The following is a 20,434-nucleotide window of genomic DNA, read 5'->3' as shown; positions in this document are numbered from 1 at the left end:
GGTGCCGGACGGCCGCGCAGGACGGTGGAGCGCCACCTGACTCGGAAGTAGCAAAGGGTTGATGCCTCGAAGCGCTGAGTGCCCTCGTGAGCGACCTGGAGCCCCCATCCGCATATCGGGAGTCGGAGGAGGCCGGTTGAGGGCGGCACATGCGAACTCAGGTACCGGCAAACCCCCATCGATGTCAGTGCTACCGGTAGACTGGAAGACAATCCCGCCCCGACCGTGGGGACCGTCCGGGAAAAGCTGAGCAACGCTGATCAGGGCTTACCAACGCAACATGCCGCAGCCGCTCCGGCGACCCGCCGACGAGCCCGGCTCGTGCTGTGCCAGAAAGGGCGCTTCGTGGCCGATTCCGGCAACCCCAACGAGAACATCCCGTCCACCGACACCGGCGTGGACAGCGAGGTCACCGCCTCGTACGACGCCAGTGCCATCACCGTCCTCGAGGGTCTGGACGCGGTCCGCAAGCGACCCGGCATGTACATCGGCTCGACCGGTGAGCGAGGACTGCACCACCTCGTGTACGAGGTCGTCGACAACTCCGTCGACGAGGCGCTGGCGGGCCACGCGGACACCATCGACGTGACGATCCTCGCCGACGGCGGCGTCCGGGTCGTCGACAACGGCCGTGGCATCCCGGTGGGCATCGTCCCCTCCGAGAACAAGCCGGCCCTCGAGGTCGTGCTGACCGTGCTGCACGCGGGCGGCAAGTTCGGCGGCGGCGGCTACGCGGTCTCCGGTGGTCTGCACGGCGTGGGCGTCTCCGTCGTGAACGCGCTGTCCTCGAAGGTCGCCGTGGAGGTCAAGACCGACGGCCACCGCTGGACGCAGGACTACAAGATGGGCGTCCCCACGGCGCCCCTCGCCAAGCACGAGGCCACCGAGGAGACCGGCACGTCGGTCACCTTCTGGGCGGACGGCGACATCTTCGAGACCACCGACTACTCCTTCGAGACGCTCTCCCGGCGCTTCCAGGAGATGGCGTTCCTCAACAAGGGTTTGACGATCAAACTCACCGACGAGCGCGAGTCGGCGAAGGCCACGTCCGGGGCGGACGAGGCGGGCGCGGACGAGACCGCCGAGGTCAAGACCGTCACGTACCACTACGAGGGCGGCATCGTCGACTTCGTGAAGTACCTCAACAGCCGCAAGGGCGAGGCGGTGCACCCCACCGTCATCGCCCTGGAGGCCGAGGACAAGGACAGGCAGCTGTCCCTCGAGGTCGCCATGCAGTGGAACGGCGGCTACACCGAGGGCGTGTACTCCTTCGCCAACATCATCCACACCCACGAGGGCGGTACGCACGAGGAGGGCTTCCGGGCCGCGCTGACGTCGCTGATCAACAAGTACGCGCGCGACAAGAAGCTGCTGCGCGAGAAGGACGACAACCTCACGGGCGACGACATCCGCGAGGGCCTGACCGCGATCATCTCGGTCAAGCTGAGCGAGCCGCAGTTCGAGGGCCAGACGAAGACCAAGCTGGGCAACACGGAGGCCAAGACCTTCGTCCAGCGGGTCGTCTACGAGCACCTCGCGGACTGGCTGGACCGCAACCCCAACGAGGCCGCGGACATCATCCGCAAGGGCATCGCGGCGGCCACCGCGCGCGTGGCGGCCCGCAAGGCCCGCGACCTGACCCGTCGCAAGGGCCTGCTGGAGTCGGCGTCCCTGCCGGGCAAGCTCTCCGACTGCCAGTCGAACGACCCCACCAAGTGCGAGATCTTCATCGTCGAGGGCGACTCCGCCGGCGGCTCCGCCAAGTCCGGCCGCAACCCCGAGTACCAGGCGATCCTCCCGATCCGCGGCAAGATCCTCAACGTCGAGAAGGCGCGCATCGACCGCATCCTGCAGAACCAGGAGATCCAGGCGATGATCTCCGCGTTCGGCACGGGCGTGCACGAGGACTTCGACATCGAGAAGCTCCGCTACCACAAGATCATCCTGATGGCGGACGCCGACGTCGACGGCCAGCACATCAACACCCTGCTGCTGACGTTCCTGTTCCGCTTCATGCGGCCGCTGGTCGAGGCCGGGCACGTGTTCCTCTCCCGTCCCCCGCTCTACAAGATCAAGTGGGGCAAGGACGACTTCGAGTACGCGTACTCCGACCGCGAGCGCGACGCGCTGATCGAGATGGGCCGCCAGGCCGGCAAGCGCGTCCGCGAGGACTCCGTCCAGCGCTTCAAGGGCCTCGGCGAGATGAACGCCGAGGAGCTGCGCGTGACGACCATGGACCAGGAGCACCGCGTCCTCGGCCAGGTCACCCTCGACGACGCGGCCCAGGCCGACGACCTGTTCTCGGTCCTGATGGGCGAGGACGTCGAGGCCCGCCGCCAGTTCATCCAGCGCAACGCCAAGGACGTCCGCTTCCTCGACATCTGAGTCGGTCTCAGCTGACCGCACCAGGAAGGACCTTCACCAGCAATGACCGACGAGAACACTCCCGTCACCCCGGAAGAGGGCGGCGACGTCGCGATGCGTGTCGAGCCCGTCGGGCTCGAGACGGAGATGCAGCGCTCGTACCTCGACTACGCGATGTCCGTCATCGTCTCGCGTGCGCTGCCGGACGTCCGGGACGGCCTCAAGCCCGTCCACCGCCGCGTGCTGTACGCCATGTACGACGGCGGCTACCGCCCCGAGCGGGGCTTCTACAAGTGCGCCCGCGTCGTCGGCGACGTCATGGGCAACTACCACCCGCACGGCGACTCCTCGATCTACGACGCCCTGGTCCGCCTCGCGCAGCCGTGGGCGATGCGGATGCCGCTGGTGGACTCCAACGGCAACTTCGGCTCGCCGGGCAACGACCCGGCGGCGGCCATGCGCTACACCGAGTGCAAGATGGCGCCGCTGTCGATGGAGATGGTCCGCGACATCGACGAGGAGACCGTCGACTTCAAGGACAACTACGACGGCCGCTCCCAGGAGCCGACCGTCCTGCCGGCCCGCTTCCCGAACCTGCTGATCAACGGCTCGGCCGGGATCGCGGTCGGCATGGCGACCAACATCCCGCCGCACAACCTGCGCGAGGTCGCGGCCGGCGCCCAGTGGTACCTGGAGAACCCGGAGGCCTCGCACGAGGAGCTGCTGGACGCGCTGATCGAGCGCATCAAGGGCCCCGACTTCCCGACCGGCGCCCTGGTGGTCGGCCGCAAGGGCATCGAGGAGGCGTACCGGACCGGCCGCGGCTCGATCACCATGCGCGCCGTGGTCGAGGTCGAGGAGATCCAGAACCGCCAGTGCCTGGTGGTCACGGAGCTGCCCTACCAGGTCAACCCGGACAACCTCGCGCAGAAGATCGCCGACCTGGTGAAGGACGGCAAGGTCGGCGGCATCGCCGACGTCCGCGACGAGACCTCCTCCCGCACCGGCCAGCGCCTGGTCATCGTGCTGAAGCGGGACGCGGTCGCCAAGGTCGTGCTGAACAACCTCTACAAGCACACCGACCTGCAGACCAACTTCGGCGCCAACATGCTGGCGCTGGTCGACGGCGTGCCGCGCACGCTCTCCCTGGACGCGTTCATCCGTCACTGGGTGGCGCACCAGATCGAGGTCATCGTCCGCCGTACGCGCTTCAGGCTGCGCAAGGCCGAGGAGCGGGCGCACATCCTGCGCGGCCTGCTGAAGGCCCTGGACGCCATCGACGAGGTCATCGCGCTGATCCGGCGCAGCGACACCGTCGAGATCGCGCGCGGGGGCCTGAAGGACCTCCTGGAGATCGACGACATCCAGGCCAACGCGATCCTGGAGATGCAGCTCCGCCGGCTCGCGGCCCTGGAGCGCCAGAAGATCGTGCAGGAGCACGACGAACTCCAGGAGAGGATCGACGAGTACCACGCGATCCTCGCCTCCCCGGTCCGCCAGCGCGGCATCGTCAGCGAGGAACTGGCCGCGCTCGTCGAGAAGTACGGCGACGACCGCAAGACCAAGCTGATCCCCTACGAGGGCGACATGTCCATCGAGGACCTGATCGCCGAGGAGGACATCGTCGTCACGGTCACCCGCGGCGGCTACATCAAGCGCACCAAGACCGAGGACTACCGGGCCCAGAAGCGCGGCGGCAAGGGCGTGCGCGGCACGAAGCTGAAGGAAGACGACATCGTCGACCACTTCTTCGTCTCCACCACGCACCACTGGCTGCTGTTCTTCACCAACAAGGGCCGGGTCTACCGCGCCAAGGCCTACGAGCTGCCCGAGGCGGGCCGGGACGCGCGCGGCCAGCACGTGGCGAACCTGCTCGCCTTCCAGCCGGACGAGACGATCGCGCAGATCCGGGCGATCCGCGACTACGAGGCGATGCCGTACCTGGTGCTGGCCACCAAGTCCGGCCTGGTGAAGAAGACCCCGCTCAAGGACTACGACTCCCCGCGCTCGGGCGGCGTCATCGCCATCAACCTGCGCGAGCAGGAGGACGGCACCGACGACGAACTGATCGGGGCCGAACTCGTCTCGGCCGAGGACGACCTGCTGCTGATCAGCAAGAAGGCACAGTCGATCAGGTTCACCGCGACGGATGACGCGCTGCGTCCCATGGGCCGTGCGACCTCGGGCGTCAAGGGCATGAGTTTCCGCGAAGGGGACGAGCTGCTCTCGATGAATGTCGTCCGACCCGGTACGTTCGTGTTCACTGCCACGGACGGCGGGTACGCCAAGCGGACCGCCGTCGACGAGTACCGCGTCCAGGGGCGCGGCGGTCTCGGCATCAAGGCCGCCAAGATCGTCGAGGACCGCGGATCCCTCGTCGGCGCGCTGGTGGTCGAGGAGACCGACGAGATCCTCGCCATCACGCTGTCGGGCGGTGTGATTCGTACGCGAGTCAATGAGATCAGGGAGACGGGCCGTGACACCATGGGCGTCCAACTGATCAATCTGGGCAAGCGCGATGCCGTGGTCGGCATCGCCCGTAACGCCGAGGCGGGGCGCGAGGCGGAGGAAGTCGACGGCGACGTGGCCGTGGACGAATCCGGCGCGGGGGCCGCGACCACCGGGACGGACGAGGGTGAGGCGCCCTCGTCCGAGTAGCACGAGGAGTGAATCACGTGAGCGGAGCCACGGGCGCCGGATCGGCCGGTACCAGTACGGAAACGGACGGCGGTGGCCGTGGCTCCGCCGCGCGGGCGACCGATCCGCACACGACCAATCTCAAAGCGATCAAGGCGCCCGCCCAGGACGCGTCCTCGGCCGGCACCCAGGGATCCCAGGGGGGAACGGTGACCGACACCCGAGGCCAGCGGCAGGCCGCGCCGCACCAGGGCGCCGCCGCCCAGACGGCCTCACCGCTGCCGGGGGAACGGCAGCCGCAGCAGCAGGCGGGGCCGTACCACCCGCCGCAGGCCTACCCGACGCAGGACGACGGCCCGGCGGGCCCGGCCGACGGCGTGCGGCGGCCGCGCACGGGGGCGCGCACCACGCCGCGCGTGCGCAAGGCGCGTCTGCGCGTGGCGAAGGCCGACCCGTGGTCGGTGATGAAGGTGAGCTTCCTGCTCTCCATCGCGCTCGGCATCTGCACGATCGTCGCCTCCGCCGTGCTGTGGATGGTCATGGACGCCATGGGCGTGTTCTCGTCGGTCGGCGGCACGATCTCCGAGGCGACCGGTTCCAACGAGTCGAACGGCTTCGACCTCCAGTCGTTCCTGTCGCTGCCCAACGTCCTGATGTTCACGGCGATCATCGCGGTCATCGACGTCGTCCTGGCGACGGCGCTCGCGACGCTCGGCGCCTTCATCTACAACCTCTCCGCGGGTTTCGTGGGCGGTGTCGAGCTCACGCTGGCCGAGGACGAGTGAGCGGCGAGGATCACGTTTCCGGCCTCCGCCGACGGCCCCCGGAGAACCGATTTTGGGACTGCCCCGGTCGTGCGCTAATCTTCAGGAGTCAGCGCGCGGGACACACCCCCGCACAGCGCGGCGGGGCTATAGCTCAGTTGGTTAGAGCGCATCCCTGATAAGGATGAGGCCACAGGTTCAAATCCTGTTAGCCCCACCAGCGTGAAGACCCCCAGTTGATATCGGCTGGGGGTCTTTGACATCCATGGCTGACATCAGCCGATGAGTGGATCTTCCAGAAGCTCGGCGAGCATGCCGACCGCTTCCCGCTCACTCTCGCCGACTACGTGCGTGTAGACGTCCATGGTCATGCTGATCTGGCTGTGCCGGAGGATCGCCTGGGCGACCTTGGGATGAACCTTCAGGAAGGCGAGCAGGGTCCCGCAGGTGTGCCGGGCGAGGCGGACTGTGATTCGGCGCACACCGGCCCGTTTGACGAGCCGATCGAAGGTGCGGGAGAAGCCCACCGGGTCGATCATGCCGCCGTGCTCGGAGGAGAAGACCAGGTCGTGGCCCGGTTCCTGCGCCCAGTGCTCACCGGCGATCTTCCGTTCCAGCTCCTGGAGCTCCCGGCGCTCCTCCAGGACGCGAGCGCAGAACTCTGGGAGCGGGAGCACGGCCTGTGAGGACTCCGTCTTGAGGTCCTTGAGGACCAGGCCCACGCCCTTGACCCGCTGTACCTGCTTGACCGGGGTGAAGTGGCCGGCCTCGAAGTCGATGTCCTGCCAGCGCAGCCCGAGCACCTCGCTGCGGCGGAGGCCGAGGACCAGGACGAGGACGCAGGCCGCGTAGAGACGGTGGGCACGGGCCGATCGGAGGAACGCGATTGCTTCCCGTGCGTTCCACGCCGTGCCCCTGTCCTTGTTCACCTTGGGCATGTCGACCAGGAGGGCGACGTTGCGCGTCACCAGCTCCTCGCGCATGGCCCGGTTGAGCGCGTTACGGAGGACGCGCAGGACCTCGAAGCGGGCGGAGGCACCGACCTTCTCCCGTGCCAGCGTGGCCATGAAGGCGCGAATCTGTGCCGGGGTGAGCTTGACCAGCGACTTCTTCCCGAGGTGAGGCACCAGGTAGAGCCTCACCTTGGACTCGTACTTGACGTACGTGTTGTGCTCGCGCTCCGGCTTGACGATGTGCTCCAGCCAGTAGGCCAGCCACTCGCCGAGTGTCCAGGACCGGGACGGCACCGGGATGCCGTTGCGCTCCTGGTCCTGGAGCTTGCCGAGCTTCTCGTTGGCCTCGTCCCACGTCCGGCCGTACACGTACTTGCGCACCCGGTTGCCGTCCGTGTCGGTCACGTAGGCGGCGCCCTGGTACCGGCCATCGGACCGCTTCGTGATCGTGCCGCCGCCATTGGGCCGACGCTTCGCCATCAGGCAGCCTCCCCGATCTGACCCGCGATGAAGTCGCGGACCGCGTGATCCGGGATGCGGCGGCATCCGTCGACCTTGATGGACACAAGGCGATGGGTGCGGATCAGGTCGTAGACCTTGGTCCGGCCCACCTTCAGCCGCGCCATGACCTCGGACACGGTCAACAGCTCTGGGGCAGCGGTGGTCATGTAGCGGCTCCTTCCAGGTCGAGCAGGGCAGGTAGTTCCTCGCGGGCGGTCTCGCGGTTGAACTGGATGTCGCGGCGGATGTTGGCGGCGAGCCAGGATTCGCCGGGGGTGTGGCCGTGGCCGGCGTAGGTCCAGTGAGCGAGGGTGAGCGTGGTTGCTTCCTCGTCGTCGGGGTCGGGCAGGCCGAGGGCGGTGCGTTGCTGGGCGGCGCGGTAGTCGGCGCGGGTCTGGCGCAGGGCGCCGAGGGTGGTGGAGTAGTGGCGGGACTTGGTGGAGAAGTGGCCGCGGAAGCCGAGCATGTGCGCCCAGTCGCGCAGCTTGCGGTCCGGGTAGAGCGGGTGGAGGTCGAGGCAGGCGGCGATGAGCCGGGCCGGGTGGTCGGGGACGTCGAGCAGGACCAGGGCTTCCTCGTTGCCGATACGGCGATCCACGGTGCCGGTGGTCTCGGCCGCTTTGGTGGCGTACTTGGCGACGTAGGAGGCGACCGCCTGCTCGGTGATCTCCTCGCCGTCGCCGAAGGCGCAGATCGGTCGTACGTCGAGCTGGGTGCCCCACCGCAGGGTCCGGGCCGGCTGGTCCCCGGCCGGGGGCACGTCGACCTCCACGCGGACGGCGGCGGCCCGGATCGCGTCGGTGAGCAGGTCGAGGGTGGCCCACGCCGGGGGCGGGTCGTCGGGGCCGGCCGGGCCGTCGAAGCGGATCACGGCATGGAAGTGCACGGCCCCGCGCTTTTGGTACTCGGCGACCTTCCCGAACGACACCCGCGACTGCTCGCGTGCGGCCTTCTGGGTGAGTCCGGCCCGCTTGGCGATCTCGCGGCGCAGGTAGATCGTGAAGTAGCGCCACAGCTCGGAGGCGTGGTTGTTCCACAGCACCGCGCCCGCGTAGTCGTAGGCGTCGGGGTCGAGCGGTGTGCCCAGCTCGGGAGCGTCCTCGCCGTGGCGGGTGCCGCAGCGGCAGGGCCGGTTGCCGGGCCGGTTGTGGACCGGGCCGAAGGACGGCGCGGTGAGCGTGGCGAACACGCGCGGATGGTCGCGGATGGTCTCGGGGGTGCCCTTGGCGGGGTCGCCGACGAGGCCGGCGCGGATGAGGTGGTAGGTGTCGCCCGCGTACGTCCAGGCGCAGGCCGGGCAGCGGGAGGCACGGCGGTTGCCGCAGGCGACGCGCAGGACCCCGCCGGGCTCGGTGTCGGTGGAGTAGGAGTGCAGCACCTGCCCCGTGGCGGCGTCGCGGGTGACGGTCGAGCCGGTCAGGCGGATGGGGTCGGTGCAGCCGCCCGTACGCTTGATCTGTTCCTGGATGCGGTCGAAGCCGGGAGACCCGGCCAGCCTCAGCACGTCGGCGAGGGTGGCCGGGTCCAGGCCCGCCATGGCGGCGGTGCCGGTCACTTGATCACCGCCCCCAGCGGGCGCACACGGCGGGCGGTGCCGGTGCCCTTGCAGGTCGGGCAGGTGACGCGGAGAGTGGCGCGAGAGCCGTCCGGGCGGCGGACTCCGGTGGTGATCGCGGCGGTGGCGAAGCCGTCGCAGTCATGGCAGACGCGCGTGTTCTGGGCGTGCTGGGGCATGATGAGGCTTCCCTTTCGGGTCCGTTGGATCTGGATGGGTGGAGCCGTCCGGGGCGGCGGAAGTTTGGCGACCGAGGCCGCCCCGGAGGGCGTTACTTGCTGCGGCGCTTCTTGTGCTTGGCAGCGCGGTTGATCGTGTAGGTGAGCCCGCTGGTGGCCGACAGGACCGCGACGGCGGCACCGGCCACGACCTGGGCGACGAAGGCGATGACCAGCAGCACCGCAATGGACCCGGTGACGACGACGAGCGTCAACACGATCGGCCCGGTATAGGAGCGGGGAGCTTCCTGGACGATCACGACACGTCGCACGTCGGTGCCGGGCGGGAGCCGCCGGTAGACGTCGGCGGGGATGTGACCGGCGCGAAGCTGGTCCTCGGGGAGCTGCATGGTCGGCCACCTCCTCTCAGGGGTTGCAGCGGTGGGTGCGGGCGGCGAGTTCGGCCGCCGAGCGGTCGCGGTGCTCGGTGGAGAAGCCGCACTCAGGGGCGGTGCAGGCGGCGGTGTGCCGGGTCTGGCCACGGCCGTTGTTGAACGTGCCGACCTGCACGGGGCCGATGCGGATCACGTCGTAGAAGCGGTTGGGGCGCACCTGGTCACCTCCTTTCAGGCGAGTTGGGCGACGATCGCGCCGGCGAGGTCTTCCGGGACGCCGAGGCGAGCACGCAGGGTGGCGGTGTCGATGTCGGTCCCGGTGCGGGTGCGGTGCTCGGTGGCGACCTTGCGTGCGTGGTCGACCAGAGCCGGGGGCACCACTGGCACCGGGGCCGGGGCTTCCGGCAGGGCCGGAACAGGTTCGGCTGGGGCGATCTCCGGCCCCTCGTCCGCATCCTCGGGGCGGTCGACGACCGGCGCGGGATCGGCAGCAGCCGCGGGTGCTGGTGCGGGTTCGGTGGGTTGGTGGACAAGCAGGGTGCCGCCGAGGAAGGCCAGCGCGGGCCAGCCCGCGACGAGGATGCGCAACCAGGCGGGAACATGGTCGAGGTCAAGGAGTCCGGCGGTCGCGACGTTCGCGCCGAGGGAGGCGACCAGGGCGATGACGAACCACGTCCAGGCCGAGCGGTCCCGTCGGGCGCCGCGCAGTCGACGCCAGGCCGCCACCAACAGCAGGTCTACGGAGACCGGGTAGGCCCACGCCTTCCAGCCGGATTGTCCGGCCGCTTCGGCGAGGTCGTGCAGGTGGGCGAAGGACAGGGCACCGGCGATCACGGCCTGAATGAGCACGGCATCGATGCGGATCGAGCGGAACACGTCCTCACCTCCCCTCAGTGGTCAGGACTGCGGGACGGACGGCGGTGTGGTCGGCACCGGCGGGACCGCCACGGGCGGGCGGAACGAGGCCAGGAACGGCAGCTCCGGGGTCAGGTGGGCGTACTCCCGGCAGACGGCCGCCGCTTGCGCCGGCGTGGTCTCCGGGGTGCGGATACGCGACCAGCCACCGGAGGTGTCACCGGCCACCGCGACACCGGGACGGTCCACCCGGATCGAGGTCGCGGACACGACCGCCTCGGGGGCGATGTCGCCCAGGCCCATCTCTGCGGTCTGCTTGTCGTTGACGCGGTGCACCACACGGCCGGTGAGCTGAGCCCGCAGCGCGGTCGCACCGCGGCCGAGGTCGGAGCCGAAGCGTTGCCCGCACACCTCCAGGTAGATCCCGACCGCGCGGGCCATCTGCCCCAGCCGCACGAGCTGCATGACCGTCCGATCCCGAGCCGCCTCGTCCTTCTTGGAGGTGACGAAGAACAGCTCCGCCACCTCATCGACCAGGACGACCAGCGGCACCGGCCGCAGCTTCTCGGGCAGGTCCCACAGGTCGGAGACCCCGTGCAGGGCCAGGAGATCGAACCGTTCGCTCATCTCCAGCACCAGCGCGTCTATCAGGCGGCCGGCCATCTCCGGATCGGTGGCCAGCGCCGACAGGCGCGGCAGGTACCGGCTGTGCTCGACACCGCGCTTGCAGTCGATCCCGACCAGGCCGACCGGAAGCTTCGCCAGGCCCATCACCAGGTTGCGCTGGTACATGGACTTCCCCGACGAGTTCGCCCCCAGGGTCAGGGCGTGCGGCATCCTGCGGTAGTCCCGCTCGAAGACCGTGCCGTCCTCCCGCAGCGCCACCGGCACCACCAGGTCACGCGGCCGGGCCTTGCGCGGCAGACGCACCCGGCGCAGCACGTCGTAGCCCGTCATCCGCAGCTCGACACAGCCCGGCTTGGTCTCCGCCACGGTCACCGACTGCACCCCGAAGGCGTGCCGCAGCCGCTCCGAGGACACCGCCACGTCGACCGGCTCCAGACCGGCCGGCAGCCGCAACGTCACCCGCAGTCCCGTCGAGGTCGGGCGGATGCGGCGGACCTTTGGCGCGACGGGCCGGACCTCACGCCGGGCCAGGTTGCGGGTCATGAACGCCCGCAGCCCCGTCGGCTGCACCGTCAGCCCGCACACCTCCATCGTGGACCGGTACGACCAGGCGAACCGGCCCCACGTCAGCGGCAGACCCACCGTCGACCAGTACACCCGCGGAGCCCGAGCCCTGGCGTAGCCGACACCGCCGGCCCCCGCCAACGCCCCCGTGGCCTCCAGCCATAACGTCCAGTCGCTCATGGTCAGGCCGCCGGGGTGATCGCGACCGCGCGGAACGAGATCCCGTGCCGCTTCTGGCCGTTGAACTCGTTCTCCCAGTCCCGCGCCTTCAGCCCGATGACCTTCACCGGCATACCCGGCTGGAGGCCCTCGGGGTATCCCGTCTCCGGGATGGTCACCTGGTAGAGGTTCCCCTCCCCTTCGTCCGAGACCAGAAGGCCCACCGTTGACAGCGGAGCCCCGGTCTCCCGGTCCATCGCCCGCTCACCGGTCTTCGCGTTCGCCAGCTTCGGCACCGGCGCGGTCGCCACGAACACCACAGCGGTCGACGTGTCGATCTTGAAGGACGGCATCAGTTCTCCCAGCGTTGAAGACGAGGCAGCCCAACCGGACTGCATGACGCTCGCTGTCCTAGGACTGCGAGTCGCTGAGAGAGATAGTGCATTGCAGTCCTAGGACTGTCAACAGTCCTAGGACTATGTTTCACTAGACCTCGTCGAGAGGGGTTCGAGATGGCGCCCAAGTGGCGGGAGCTGGCGGACAAGCTGGCCGAGCAGATCAGAAGGGGTGACTACGCCCCGGGCCAGCAGCTTCCGCACATCAGGACGCTTGTCGAGGCGGGCGAAGGCTCCAAGGCCACCGTGCACGCGGCCTACAAGGCCCTGGAAGCCGAGGGCCTGGTCACCTCATCGCGCGGCCACGGCACGGTCGTGCGCCAGCAAGTCCCTCTCAAGCGCTTGGGCATCGCCCGCTACGACAAGGCCAAGTGGCGAGACGGCGACGAGGTCGCGTTCATCGCTGACCGCGTGGCATCGGGCCGCAGCTACCGCCGGAACGAGCAGACCCAGACGGTGAGCCGCGTCGTGGCGCCGCCGGAGGTCGCAGCCGCACACGGGCTGCCGGAAGGCGCGGAGGTCTACGCACGCGCCCGCCTGGTCAAGGAAGGCGACCAACCCACGCACACGCTGACCAGCTACTACCGGCCCGAGCACGTGGAAGGGACGCGACTGGTCGACCCCACTCCGGGTCCCGCCGGCCGAGGCGGCGGATTCCGCGTGCTCTACGACGCGGGATACGAGATCGACCACATGAAGGAGCAGCTGTTCGCTCGCGCTGCCACACCGGACGAGGCGAAGCAGCTCCAATTGCCGCCGGGCGAACCGGTGGTCGAACTGCACCGGACGACGTACACGGCGGACGGCACCGTCGTGGAGTTCGCCATCGGGGTACACGCGGCATCACGCTTCGCGTGGGAGTACGACTTCAAGGTGCCCGACTCGGCGAGGGACGGAGAAGAACAGCAGTGATCTCGACGCAGGATTGGGCAGACGCCCGGCGCGTATGGGACTACCACCAGATGGGCCATGTCCCCCGGCCGTGCTCAGTGGCCATCGGACTCGGCAGTCACGATCTCGGGGTGGCCGACACCGCCGTGGACCTGTACAAGCGCGGCCTGGCCCCTCTACTCGTGTTCACCGGAGCCACCAGCCCGACTACGCGGAAGCGTATGCCCCGCGGCGAAGCCGTCCACTACCGCGAGCGGGCATTGGAGCTGGGGGTTCCCAGCACGGCCATCCTGGTGGAGCCGCACGCCCGGAACACCGGGGAGAACATCCGCTTCTCCCGCAAGCTGTTGGAGGGGAGGGGGGAGGAGGTCTCCTCCGTACTGCTGATCAGCAAGCCGTACGAGGAGCGGCGCGCGTACGCCACGGCACGCAAGCTCTGGCCCGAGGTCGATGTCGTCAGCGCTTCCACGCCCATGACCTTCGACGAGTACGTCGACTCCATCGGTGACGCCCGTTTGGTGATCGACATGCTGGTCGGCGCCCTGCAACGGCTGATGATCTACCCGGATCAGGGATTCATGATCCGCCAGCCAGTACCCGCCGACGTGGCCGAGGCGTACGAGCGCCTGTGCCAAGCCGGGTACACGAGCCGACTTACAACCGCCGCGACATCTTCGACCTGACCAGCGAAACGAGAGCTGTTACAGGTTTCTCTACCTCATCAAGCCCCGGCTGCGCTCCGCTCCGCCGGGCGCGCTTCCCGGCTCCGCTCCGGGCGCCGCTCCTGCCTTCGGCCCGCTCCGCCCGCGCTGCGCCGACGCGCGCCACAGGTGGACAGGGCCGAAGGCCATGAGGCGATCACCGCACAGAGCGGCCCGCGGTCAAGGCAATGCCTCCGGCGGGGGATCGGCCGGCACCGGGATGGAGGGGGCGCCGTTCCCGACCGCGGGCCCGTAGTGGCGAGCGTGGTGGGCTCCCATCCCGTCCGCCGCCGACCCAGGCAGAGCCGAGCAGACGCGGCCCCTGGCGTCCAGGTCGTTCGTACAGTGGCGCGCTCCACCTGGACGCCAGGAACCACGCCCGCTCCACGGTGTGTGGGTCGACGGCGGACGGGATGGGAGCTGGGGGTAGTGGGGGTTGCGGGAGTCTGTGCCGTGATCGCTTGGATTCCCGATTTGCCTCAAATACCCTGCGTGGGCTGCGACTTGAATGCTTGTAGCTCAGTGGATAGAGCGCAGCCAGGCCTCCGCTGTAGGTAGTGTGCGGAAATGACAAGAAGTGAGCGGCTCGCGGAGCAGCTGGACTGGCACTGGCGCACGAACCTGCGGCCACGGCTGGACGGTCTTACCGATGAGGAGTACTTCTGGGAGCCGGTGCGCGGCTGCTGGAGCGTCCGCCCGCGTGGCACGTCGGCCGCACCCATGTCGGAGGGTTCGGGGGAGTGGACGATGGACTTTGCGTCCCCTGGCCCGGTGCCGGCGCCGGTGACCACGATTGCCTGGCGGCTGGCGCACATCATTGTCTCGTGCCTGGGCTATCGGGTCGGATGGTACTTCGGCGGCCAGGACGTCGACTCCCAGACGTTCGCCTACGCGGGGACCGCTGACGAGGCGCTGAAGCAGCTCGATGAGATGTACGGGAGATGGAACGAGGGGGTCCGCTCGCTCTCGGACGCTGACCTGGAGAATCCACCCCCGGTAGGTCCCGAGCGGTTTCCCATGGAGAACAGGGTCCTGCACGTCAACAGGGAGCTGATCCATCACGGCGCTGAGATTTCCCTGCTGCGCGACCTCTGCCGCTGGCAGGACGGAGCCGTTCCGCACCGAATGTGACCTTTCGGTAACCGGCGATCGAGCTTCGGGAGCCATGTGGACTCCGTGACGCTCCGTGCCTGCGAGCTTGATCAGAGCGTCAAGCGGCGACTGATGTCTGACATCAATGGCTGACACCAACAGCGGCGAACGCCTGCGGATCAGTGCGGACCTTAACGGCCGGTCGAAGGGCATGGAGCGGCTTCAATGCAGGTCCGGGAGCCCCAAAGGATCGACCTGATAAGGATGAGGCCACAGGTTCAAATCCTGTTAGCCCCACCAGCGTGAAGAACCCCCGGTCTCAACGGCTGGGGGTTCTTGGCGTTCATGGCCGGCACCAGCCGGTGAGCGGATCCTCCAGAAGCGCGGCGGCCGTGCGCGGTCCGCTTCCCGCCCCCTCTCCCCGGCCGTGTGCGCGCAGGCGCCCGTGGGCGTGCCGATCCGGCCGTGCCGGGGGACCGTCGGTGCGGTCCGGGGACGCGGAACCGGCCGGACGGGTCCGTGGTCCCGGTGGGCCGCGGGCAGGCGAAAGGCCCGGCTGCTCCATCGAGCTGCCGGGCCTGTTGCGTGCCGTCTGCCGTACGCAAGTTCGCCGGGACTTCCGGGGGCGGGGGACGGAACGGGAGGGGACGGACCCCTGGGGTCAGCGTGATCCCGGTGGGGCGTCGGGGCGGGAGTCCGCCGGAAGCGTCGTGGCCTCGGAGCAGTCCGCGGTGGCCGGGTCCCCGGCCGCAGGCGTGTCCGCGGCCGGGCGGTGGCGGCAGCTGGGAGACTTGCCGTGGGCCTCGGCGTGGATGCGTTGCTTCATCGTGGGAGGCAGGGCTGTGAGGAGGGACCAGACGAACGGCGCCGGTTCCGGCGCGGTCGCGTTCGGGGCGCTCTCGCTGTTGCGCGCCGGCTCGGTCTGCGGTACGGCCGCGGAAGCGATCGTGGTGATCAGTCCGAGCGCCGTGCACAGCGCGACGAAGGCGGTGACGAGGGCGGTCCACAGCTTCATGACCTTGTTCCTGGCCATGATTCCTCACTTTCGGGTTGGGCGATTTGCGTACTTTGCTCATCATGTGTATGGGGGGAGCGAAGTGGTGGACCGACGCCCGTGGCGCGTGGATGTCCGCATGAATGCCACTCGGATGGGCGCAAGTGAGGAGAAAAGAAGAGGAGGCGGGAGGGAAGCGGAGGAAGTGACCGCCCGTGAGGGTGCGGTCACCCTCCGGTCGGGACGGTGCGGCCGCCTCTATTGGGCTGTGCCGGAAGGCAGTTGACAGGCCGACTCAGGTCACCGATCGGTATCGGCCGGTGTGTATAGTCGGGCGCCAGAGGTCCCCTACGTCAAGGAAAGACGAGGTCGCGCGGTGAAGAAGCTTCTCCTGGTCGCACTGGCCGCCATCGGCGGGCTCCTCGTGTACCGCCAGATCCAGGCGGATCGCGCCGAGCAGGATCTGTGGACGGAGGCGACTGACTCCGTGCCCACGGGTTCGTGAGTACCGACATCCGACGCTGAAGAAGACCCCGGCCGTTCTCGCGGCCGGGGTCTTGTTCGAGGCGGACCTCGTCGAAGAGGCTCGTTCGGACCGCGCCCGGGGGCAGGATGGGCCGCGGTGCGACGTCCGGGTGACGACGAGGGGTGGCGCGTGAGGGATCGGCGGGGCGGGGCGCGGGCGGGCGCGGGCGCCGGGCGCGGCCGGACGACGGCCGCCGGGCGCCTGGGTGCGGTGACGCTCGCGTCCGCGGTGTTCATGGGGCTGGGAGGCGGGCTGCCGGGGCCGCAGGCCCTCGCCGCCGGAACCACCGGGGCCGCCGGTGCCTTCCGGTCCGCGTCCGGGGCGGCCGGCGACCCGTACGCCTTCGCCGAGGGCGCACAGAAGGTGGACGGGGCCGTGAGCACCGCGGACGCCGTACGGCTGGAGACCGGCCGTACCTATCGGAGCACCCTCCCGGTGCGCGGCAGGGCGCACTACCGCCTGGAACTCGACGCCACCTCGAACACGTACGTCTCCGCCACCGTCGTCCCCCCGGCCGGCCGCACCGCCTCCGTCGCCGACGGCGTCAGGGTGTCCCTGCAGGACGGTGACGGCCGCTCCTGCGACGTGGACACGGCGAGCTTCGGCGCCGCCCGCAGCCCCCACCCGGTCGCCGCGTGGGCCGTGCGGGAGATCTCCCCGAGGAAGTCCCTCTGCGAGGAGCCCGGCACGTACTACGCGACCGTGGAACGCACCGACCCGGACGGAGAGGACTCCTCCCCCGGCCCGTGGGAGCTGGAACTCACCACGGCGTCGGAGCCTCCCCTGGAGCGGTCCGGGGCGACGAGTGCGCCACCGGAGTGGAACTCCGCCCCGCCCCGGCCCGTCGCGGGGGAGCCCCGGCGGCGCCCGGGGGGCGCGGGATTCGCCCGGGCGGCCCCCCTCGGCGAGGGCGTCTGGCGGGACGACATCCGCCCCGGCCAGACCCTCTTCTACAAGGTCCCGGTCGACTGGGGCCGGCAGCTCCGCGTCACCGCCGAACTGGGCGGTGCGGACACGGGCGGCAAGGGGTACGTCGCCGCGGCCCTGGACCTGGACCTCTACAACCCCGCACGCGGTCACGTCGCGGACGTGGGCGTCGGCTACGACGGCAGCCAGAAGTCGAAGGCGCTCGCCCCCCTGCCCCCGGTCGCGCACGCCAATCGCCACGACGCCGGCGGCCGGGTCCGGGCGGTGCGGTTCGCCGGCTCGTACTACCTCGTCGCCCACCTGGCGGCGAAGGTGGCCGACCGCTTCGGGGACGGGCCCGTGCCGCTGACGCTGCGGGTGGGGCTGAGCGGTGCGGCGCAGGACGGGCCCGGCTACGCGGGGGAGGCCGTGCCCCGGGACGTCTTCACGGTCACGGAGGAGGACCGGGAGGCGGCGGCCGGGGACGCGGCGGGCGACGGCACCGCGATGAGGGCGCTCGCCGTGGGCGGCATCGGCGGTGGGAGCGCGCTGCTGGCGGGGCTCGGCGTGTGGACGCTGGTGGCCCGGCGAAGGACTGCTCCACGGGCGGGCGGCGGCCCGTAGGGAGTGGGGCGGCTCCGCAGGGGGCGGGGCGGTCCGCCGGCGGGGGCCGTTCAGATCTGGGTGAGGGCCCAGAAGCCCACGGCGTAGCAGGCCAGGGCCAGGAGCAGGAGCGGGACGGCGACCTTCGCCGGAGGGCCGGGACGGCGGCCGGGGCGCCGGTGGGACCGACGGTGGGACCGGTGGGCGGCTCCGGGCGGCGGCGTTCCCCCGTCGGCGGGCGGAACCCGCGGGCTCCGGGCGGTGTATTCGGCGGTGGAGGCGTCGGCGCCCCGGGGAGGTGCCGAGCCGGGATACGCGGTCGGCCGGGGCCGGGGGGAGCGCAGCGGATGAGTGGAATCGTCGGGGAAGCCGTGGCCGACGGCGTGGGCCGGTGGATGCGATGCGCCGTGCCGGTCCCGTTCCCGCGCCCCGGGGGTGTGCGCGGGAGGCGGTGGGGCGGACGCGGGGGAGGAGGTGACCGCGGTCCGGGGCGGCGGCAGGTGGAAGCTTCCGGTGTCCGACATGCCGGCCGGCCGGGACGGGGCGGACGGGGCCGCCCGGGCGCCGGAGGGGATGGCGGAGGAAGCGTCCGGCGGAGCCGCGGAGGCGGTGCTGCGGCGGGGATCGGCGGGGACGGCGCCCTCGCCCGTGCCCGGGTCCGTACCCGTGCCCCCGTCCCCGCCCGGGCCGGACGGCGTCGGGCCGGCGCCGGTCGCCGTGGCCGGCCCGGTGGCCACGGAACGGGGCGGATCGCCGGGAGCGGCCTCCGTGCCGGTTCGGGGGCCGGCACCGGGGGAGGCGCCTGTCCCGGCGGGCCCGGACACCACGCCCGGAGCCCTCTTCAGCGGGCCGTCCGCGGCGAACCCCGGGGGAAGCGGGCCGAGTTGGTCGAAGATCTCGATCAGCTCGTCGTCGGGGCCCGGCTCCGGCAGGAGTTCCGCGGCCGCGGCGAGCGCCTTGCGTGCTCCCGTGGCGGTGCGGAACCGCGCCTGGGGGTCCGGCTGCAGCAGCGTGGCCACGACCTGCCACAGCGGCTCGGGAATCCCCTGGGGAGCGCCCGGTGTCCCGTGGTCGGCGAAGTGCTGGACGAGCGCCTTGGCGTCCGGCCTGGCGCCCTCCAGCAGATACAGCGCGACCAGGCCCACGGCGAACAGATCGGCGGGGAAGTCCGGCTCGGAGCCCATCATCTGCTCCGGCGCCAGGTAGCCGGGCGTGCCCACCACCAGGTTGGTCTCGGTCAGCCGGGGCTCGCCCAGCCGCATCGCGATGCCGAAGTCGGACAGCCGTAACCGGGGCCTGCCCGTGCCGGTGGCCTCCAGGAGCACGTTGGCGGGCTTGATGTCACGGTGCACCACGTCCTCCGCGTGCACCGCGGCGAGACCGGACAGCAGCTGGTCGAGCAGGGTGCAGACGAAGACCGGCGGCAGGGGGCCGTAGTCGCCGACCAGGTGGACCAGCGAACCGCCGGCGACCAGGTCCATGGTGAACAGGACCTTGTCGTCGTCGGCGGCCCAGCTGGTGGGGGCGAGCACATGGGGGTGATCGATCCGCAGGGCCTGTTCGCGTACGAAGCGGAGCAGGGAGTGGGCGTCGCTCTGCAGCAGGATCTTGGCGGCCACATAACGGCGGCGGCGGTGGTCCCAGGTGCGCCAGACGGCACCGACACCCCCACGACCGATCGGGTCGACCAGCTCGTACCGGCCGGCGAAGACCTCACCCATGGCTGTGCGTCGCTCCTCCCCCTGCGATGGCCCCTCGCCTCCCCGTCTCCCCCTTCGACGAGCGGGACGACCCCCGCCCGGCACACGGCTTCCCGGCGACCGGACCCCGCGGCCGCCGGGCGGAGGCTCAGTTCTGGTGGGCCTGGTAGTGCGCGACCGCGTCGGAGGTGCGGCCGGCGCCGTAGACCCGGAGGAACTCTGCCAGCTCGGGGTGGGTGGGGGCGAGGGTGTCGGCGGCCTCGATGATGTCGCCGGCGGCCGCCACCGAACGCAGCAGGGACTGGATCTCGCGGACCACCCGCTTCACCGTGGGGGCGCCCGAACTGCTCGTCGTCTGCGTGGTGTTGCTGAGGACCGAGCCCCCCTGTGACTTCTTGATCTCCTCCATGCGCTCGGTCGCCTCGGCCGCGCTGACACTGCCGTCCGCGACCTGGCCCGCCAGGTCCTGCAGGAGCTGCACCCGCTGGACCACCGCGGGGTTTCCGATCTTCGCGCGCTGGCCGCTCATCAGCTGTGAGAGCATCGGTGCGGACAGCCCCAGGACCCCCGCGAGACGAGCCTGGTTGAGACCGAGATCGTCTATGAGCCTGCGGAAGAGCGCCCCCAAGGGCTCCCCGTACCAGTTCCGCTGCAGTTCCCGCGCTCTTGCGGTGGCTTCCTGCTGTGCGGCGTCCATTGCGTCTCCCCATCGCTTCCCCATGAACCGAGGTTCGCTGTAGCGAACCTCGTCGAGCATCTTACGGAGAGTGGTCGGTCACGGGGACCCCCAATCTTTTTGCGGAATCCCCGGGGAGACCCGGTACTCTGGTCACCGGCGCCCGCCGGGACCTGCTTCCTCCTGGTGGACGCTTCCCGTACGGGGCCTTAGCTCAGTTGGTAGAGCGCTGTCTTTGCATGGCAGATGTCAGGGGTTCGACTCCCCTAGGCTCCACCAACGGACCCCCCTCGCCTGCGGAAACGCAAGGGAGGGGACCGTTTCACGTGGAACAGCGGGGGGGGGGGGGGGGGGGGGGGGGGGGGCGTCCCCCCCCCCCCACCCCCCCCCCACCCCCCCCCACCCCCCCCCCCGCCCT

At 70.4% G+C, this 20,434-nt stretch carries 20 protein-coding genes and 2 tRNA genes; 10 read left to right on the top strand and 12 right to left on the bottom strand.

Annotated elements, in window-relative coordinates; genetic code table 11:
* Positions 1-345: 345 nt before the first annotated feature.
* The 4 genes from gyrB to ACZ56B_RS18160 all read left to right on the top strand — a co-directional run bounded on the left by gyrB (position 346) and on the right by ACZ56B_RS18160 (position 5,985).
* Complete coding sequence (gene gyrB, locus ACZ56B_RS18175) at positions 346-2,385, top strand: DNA topoisomerase (ATP-hydrolyzing) subunit B (protein ID WP_468791006.1); 2,040 nt, start codon at positions 346-348, stop codon at positions 2,383-2,385.
* 42 nt (positions 2,386-2,427) lie between these two features.
* Positions 2,428-5,022 (top strand): DNA gyrase subunit A, encoded by a 2,595-nt coding sequence (gene gyrA, locus ACZ56B_RS18170; protein ID WP_468791005.1) that lies wholly within the window; start codon positions 2,428-2,430, stop codon positions 5,020-5,022.
* 17 nt (positions 5,023-5,039) lie between these two features.
* Entirely contained in the window at positions 5,040-5,786 is a 747-nt protein-coding gene (locus ACZ56B_RS18165; RefSeq protein WP_468791003.1) for a DUF3566 domain-containing protein, read from the top strand.
* A gap of 122 nt (positions 5,787-5,908) precedes the next feature.
* Positions 5,909-5,985, top strand: a tRNA-Ile gene (locus tag ACZ56B_RS18160).
* A gap of 55 nt (positions 5,986-6,040) precedes the next feature.
* Here the strand turns inward: ACZ56B_RS18160 and ACZ56B_RS18155 are convergent.
* The 9 genes from ACZ56B_RS18155 to ACZ56B_RS18115 form a co-directional block, all read right to left on the bottom strand.
* Positions 6,041-7,198: a tyrosine-type recombinase/integrase gene (locus tag ACZ56B_RS18155; protein ID WP_468791001.1), complete on the bottom strand. Its 1,158-nt coding sequence runs from the start codon at positions 7,196-7,198 to the stop codon at positions 6,041-6,043.
* The gene (locus tag ACZ56B_RS18150) at positions 7,198-7,386 is read right to left on the bottom strand and encodes a helix-turn-helix domain-containing protein (RefSeq protein ID WP_468790999.1); all 189 of its coding nucleotides are present in this window, start codon (positions 7,384-7,386) and stop codon (positions 7,198-7,200) included. The genes ACZ56B_RS18155 and ACZ56B_RS18150 overlap by 1 nt, the downstream gene beginning before the upstream one ends.
* Positions 7,383-8,774 (bottom strand): replication initiator protein RepSA, encoded by a 1,392-nt coding sequence (gene repSA, locus ACZ56B_RS18145; protein WP_468790997.1) that lies wholly within the window; start codon positions 8,772-8,774, stop codon positions 7,383-7,385. The genes ACZ56B_RS18150 and repSA overlap by 4 nt, the downstream gene beginning before the upstream one ends.
* Entirely contained in the window at positions 8,771-8,953 is a 183-nt protein-coding gene (locus tag ACZ56B_RS18140; protein WP_468790995.1) for a hypothetical protein, read from the bottom strand. Before ACZ56B_RS18140 ends, repSA begins: the two co-directional genes overlap by 4 nt.
* Before the next feature lie 92 nt (positions 8,954-9,045).
* Positions 9,046-9,342, bottom strand: coding sequence for a hypothetical protein (locus ACZ56B_RS18135; RefSeq protein ID WP_468790993.1), 297 nt, complete (start codon positions 9,340-9,342; stop codon positions 9,046-9,048).
* Between the two features lie 16 nt (positions 9,343-9,358).
* The gene (locus ACZ56B_RS18130) at positions 9,359-9,544 is read right to left on the bottom strand and encodes a mobile element transfer protein (protein WP_019527436.1); all 186 of its coding nucleotides are present in this window, start codon (positions 9,542-9,544) and stop codon (positions 9,359-9,361) included.
* A gap of 14 nt (positions 9,545-9,558) precedes the next feature.
* Positions 9,559-10,203: a DUF2637 domain-containing protein gene (locus ACZ56B_RS18125; protein ID WP_468790991.1), complete on the bottom strand. Its 645-nt coding sequence runs from the start codon at positions 10,201-10,203 to the stop codon at positions 9,559-9,561.
* Positions 10,204-10,224: 21 nt separating this feature from the next.
* Positions 10,225-11,553 carry an FtsK/SpoIIIE domain-containing protein gene (locus ACZ56B_RS18120; protein ID WP_468790989.1) on the bottom strand — a complete coding sequence of 443 codons (1,329 nt, stop codon included), beginning with the start codon at positions 11,551-11,553 and terminating at the stop codon, positions 10,225-10,227.
* 2 nt (positions 11,554-11,555) lie between these two features.
* A complete protein-coding gene (locus ACZ56B_RS18115; RefSeq protein WP_468790987.1) occupies positions 11,556-11,885 on the bottom strand; it encodes an SCO3933 family regulatory protein in 330 nt (109 codons plus the stop codon).
* A 159-nt stretch (positions 11,886-12,044) separates the two neighbouring features.
* Here ACZ56B_RS18115 and ACZ56B_RS18110 point away from each other — a divergent pair, with 159 nt between their 5' ends.
* From ACZ56B_RS18110 to ACZ56B_RS18100, 3 genes are all read left to right on the top strand, one after another.
* On the top strand, positions 12,045-12,839 hold the full coding sequence (locus ACZ56B_RS18110; protein ID WP_468790985.1) for a GntR family transcriptional regulator: 795 nt from the start codon (positions 12,045-12,047) through the stop codon (positions 12,837-12,839).
* Positions 12,836-13,501 (top strand): YdcF family protein, encoded by a 666-nt coding sequence (locus ACZ56B_RS18105; protein ID WP_468790983.1) that lies wholly within the window; start codon positions 12,836-12,838, stop codon positions 13,499-13,501. Before ACZ56B_RS18110 ends, ACZ56B_RS18105 begins: the two co-directional genes overlap by 4 nt.
* Positions 13,502-14,086: 585 nt before the next feature.
* The gene (locus ACZ56B_RS18100; RefSeq protein ID WP_468790981.1) at positions 14,087-14,650 is read left to right on the top strand and encodes a DinB family protein; all 564 of its coding nucleotides are present in this window, start codon (positions 14,087-14,089) and stop codon (positions 14,648-14,650) included.
* A 622-nt stretch (positions 14,651-15,272) separates the two neighbouring features.
* Here the strand turns inward: ACZ56B_RS18100 and ACZ56B_RS18095 are convergent.
* Entirely contained in the window at positions 15,273-15,644 is a 372-nt protein-coding gene (locus tag ACZ56B_RS18095) for a DUF6344 domain-containing protein (RefSeq protein ID WP_468790979.1), read from the bottom strand.
* A 337-nt stretch (positions 15,645-15,981) separates the two neighbouring features.
* On the opposite strand from ACZ56B_RS18095, the gene ACZ56B_RS18090 reads away from it, so the two are divergent.
* Together ACZ56B_RS18090 and ACZ56B_RS18085 are read left to right on the top strand one after the other, a co-directional pair.
* Entirely contained in the window at positions 15,982-16,110 is a 129-nt protein-coding gene (locus ACZ56B_RS18090) for a DLW-39 family protein (RefSeq protein ID WP_003999697.1), read from the top strand.
* Positions 16,111-16,260: 150 nt separating this feature from the next.
* Entirely contained in the window at positions 16,261-17,661 is a 1,401-nt protein-coding gene (locus ACZ56B_RS18085) for a hypothetical protein (protein ID WP_468790977.1), read from the top strand.
* 50 nt (positions 17,662-17,711) lie between these two features.
* On the opposite strand, the gene ACZ56B_RS18080 is transcribed toward ACZ56B_RS18085, so the two are convergent.
* Positions 17,712-19,361, bottom strand: a complete 1,650-nt coding sequence (locus tag ACZ56B_RS18080) for a protein kinase domain-containing protein (protein WP_468790975.1) — start codon at positions 19,359-19,361, stop codon at positions 17,712-17,714.
* A gap of 127 nt (positions 19,362-19,488) precedes the next feature.
* On the bottom strand, positions 19,489-20,037 hold the full coding sequence (locus ACZ56B_RS18075; protein WP_468790973.1) for a helix-turn-helix domain-containing protein: 549 nt from the start codon (positions 20,035-20,037) through the stop codon (positions 19,489-19,491).
* A 182-nt stretch (positions 20,038-20,219) separates the two neighbouring features.
* Between ACZ56B_RS18075 and ACZ56B_RS18070 the strand changes: the two genes are divergently transcribed.
* Positions 20,220-20,295: transfer RNA gene (locus tag ACZ56B_RS18070), tRNA-Ala, on the top strand.
* Positions 20,296-20,434: the final 139 nt, after the last annotated feature.

Source organism: Streptomyces sp. NPDC034670 (assembly GCF_055574875.1).
Note: the sequence above shows the minus strand (reverse complement) of the source record. Positions and strands in the feature narration are given on the sequence as shown.

Excerpts from the sequence above, each read along its gene's own strand:
- ACZ56B_RS18080 (WP_468790975.1), bottom strand. The coding sequence starts at position 19,361 with ATGGGTGAGGTCTTCGCCGGCCGGTACGAGCTGGTCGACCCGATCGGT.
- ACZ56B_RS18115 (WP_468790987.1), bottom strand. The coding sequence starts at position 11,885 with ATGCCGTCCTTCAAGATCGACACGTCGACCGCTGTGGTGTTCGTGGCG.
- ACZ56B_RS18095 (WP_468790979.1), bottom strand. The coding sequence starts at position 15,644 with ATGGCCAGGAACAAGGTCATGAAGCTGTGGACCGCCCTCGTCACCGCC.
- ACZ56B_RS18075 (WP_468790973.1), bottom strand. The coding sequence starts at position 20,037 with ATGGACGCCGCACAGCAGGAAGCCACCGCAAGAGCGCGGGAACTGCAG.
- ACZ56B_RS18155 (WP_468791001.1), bottom strand. The coding sequence starts at position 7,198 with ATGGCGAAGCGTCGGCCCAATGGCGGCGGCACGATCACGAAGCGGTCC.
- ACZ56B_RS18135 (WP_468790993.1), bottom strand. The coding sequence starts at position 9,342 with ATGCAGCTCCCCGAGGACCAGCTTCGCGCCGGTCACATCCCCGCCGAC.
- ACZ56B_RS18110 (WP_468790985.1), top strand. The coding sequence starts at position 12,045 with ATGGCGCCCAAGTGGCGGGAGCTGGCGGACAAGCTGGCCGAGCAGATC.
- ACZ56B_RS18100 (WP_468790981.1), top strand. The coding sequence starts at position 14,087 with ATGACAAGAAGTGAGCGGCTCGCGGAGCAGCTGGACTGGCACTGGCGC.
- ACZ56B_RS18140 (WP_468790995.1), bottom strand. The coding sequence starts at position 8,953 with ATGCCCCAGCACGCCCAGAACACGCGCGTCTGCCATGACTGCGACGGC.
- gyrA (WP_468791005.1), top strand. The coding sequence starts at position 2,428 with ATGACCGACGAGAACACTCCCGTCACCCCGGAAGAGGGCGGCGACGTC.
- ACZ56B_RS18120 (WP_468790989.1), bottom strand. The coding sequence starts at position 11,553 with ATGAGCGACTGGACGTTATGGCTGGAGGCCACGGGGGCGTTGGCGGGG.
- ACZ56B_RS18150 (WP_468790999.1), bottom strand. The coding sequence starts at position 7,386 with ATGACCACCGCTGCCCCAGAGCTGTTGACCGTGTCCGAGGTCATGGCG.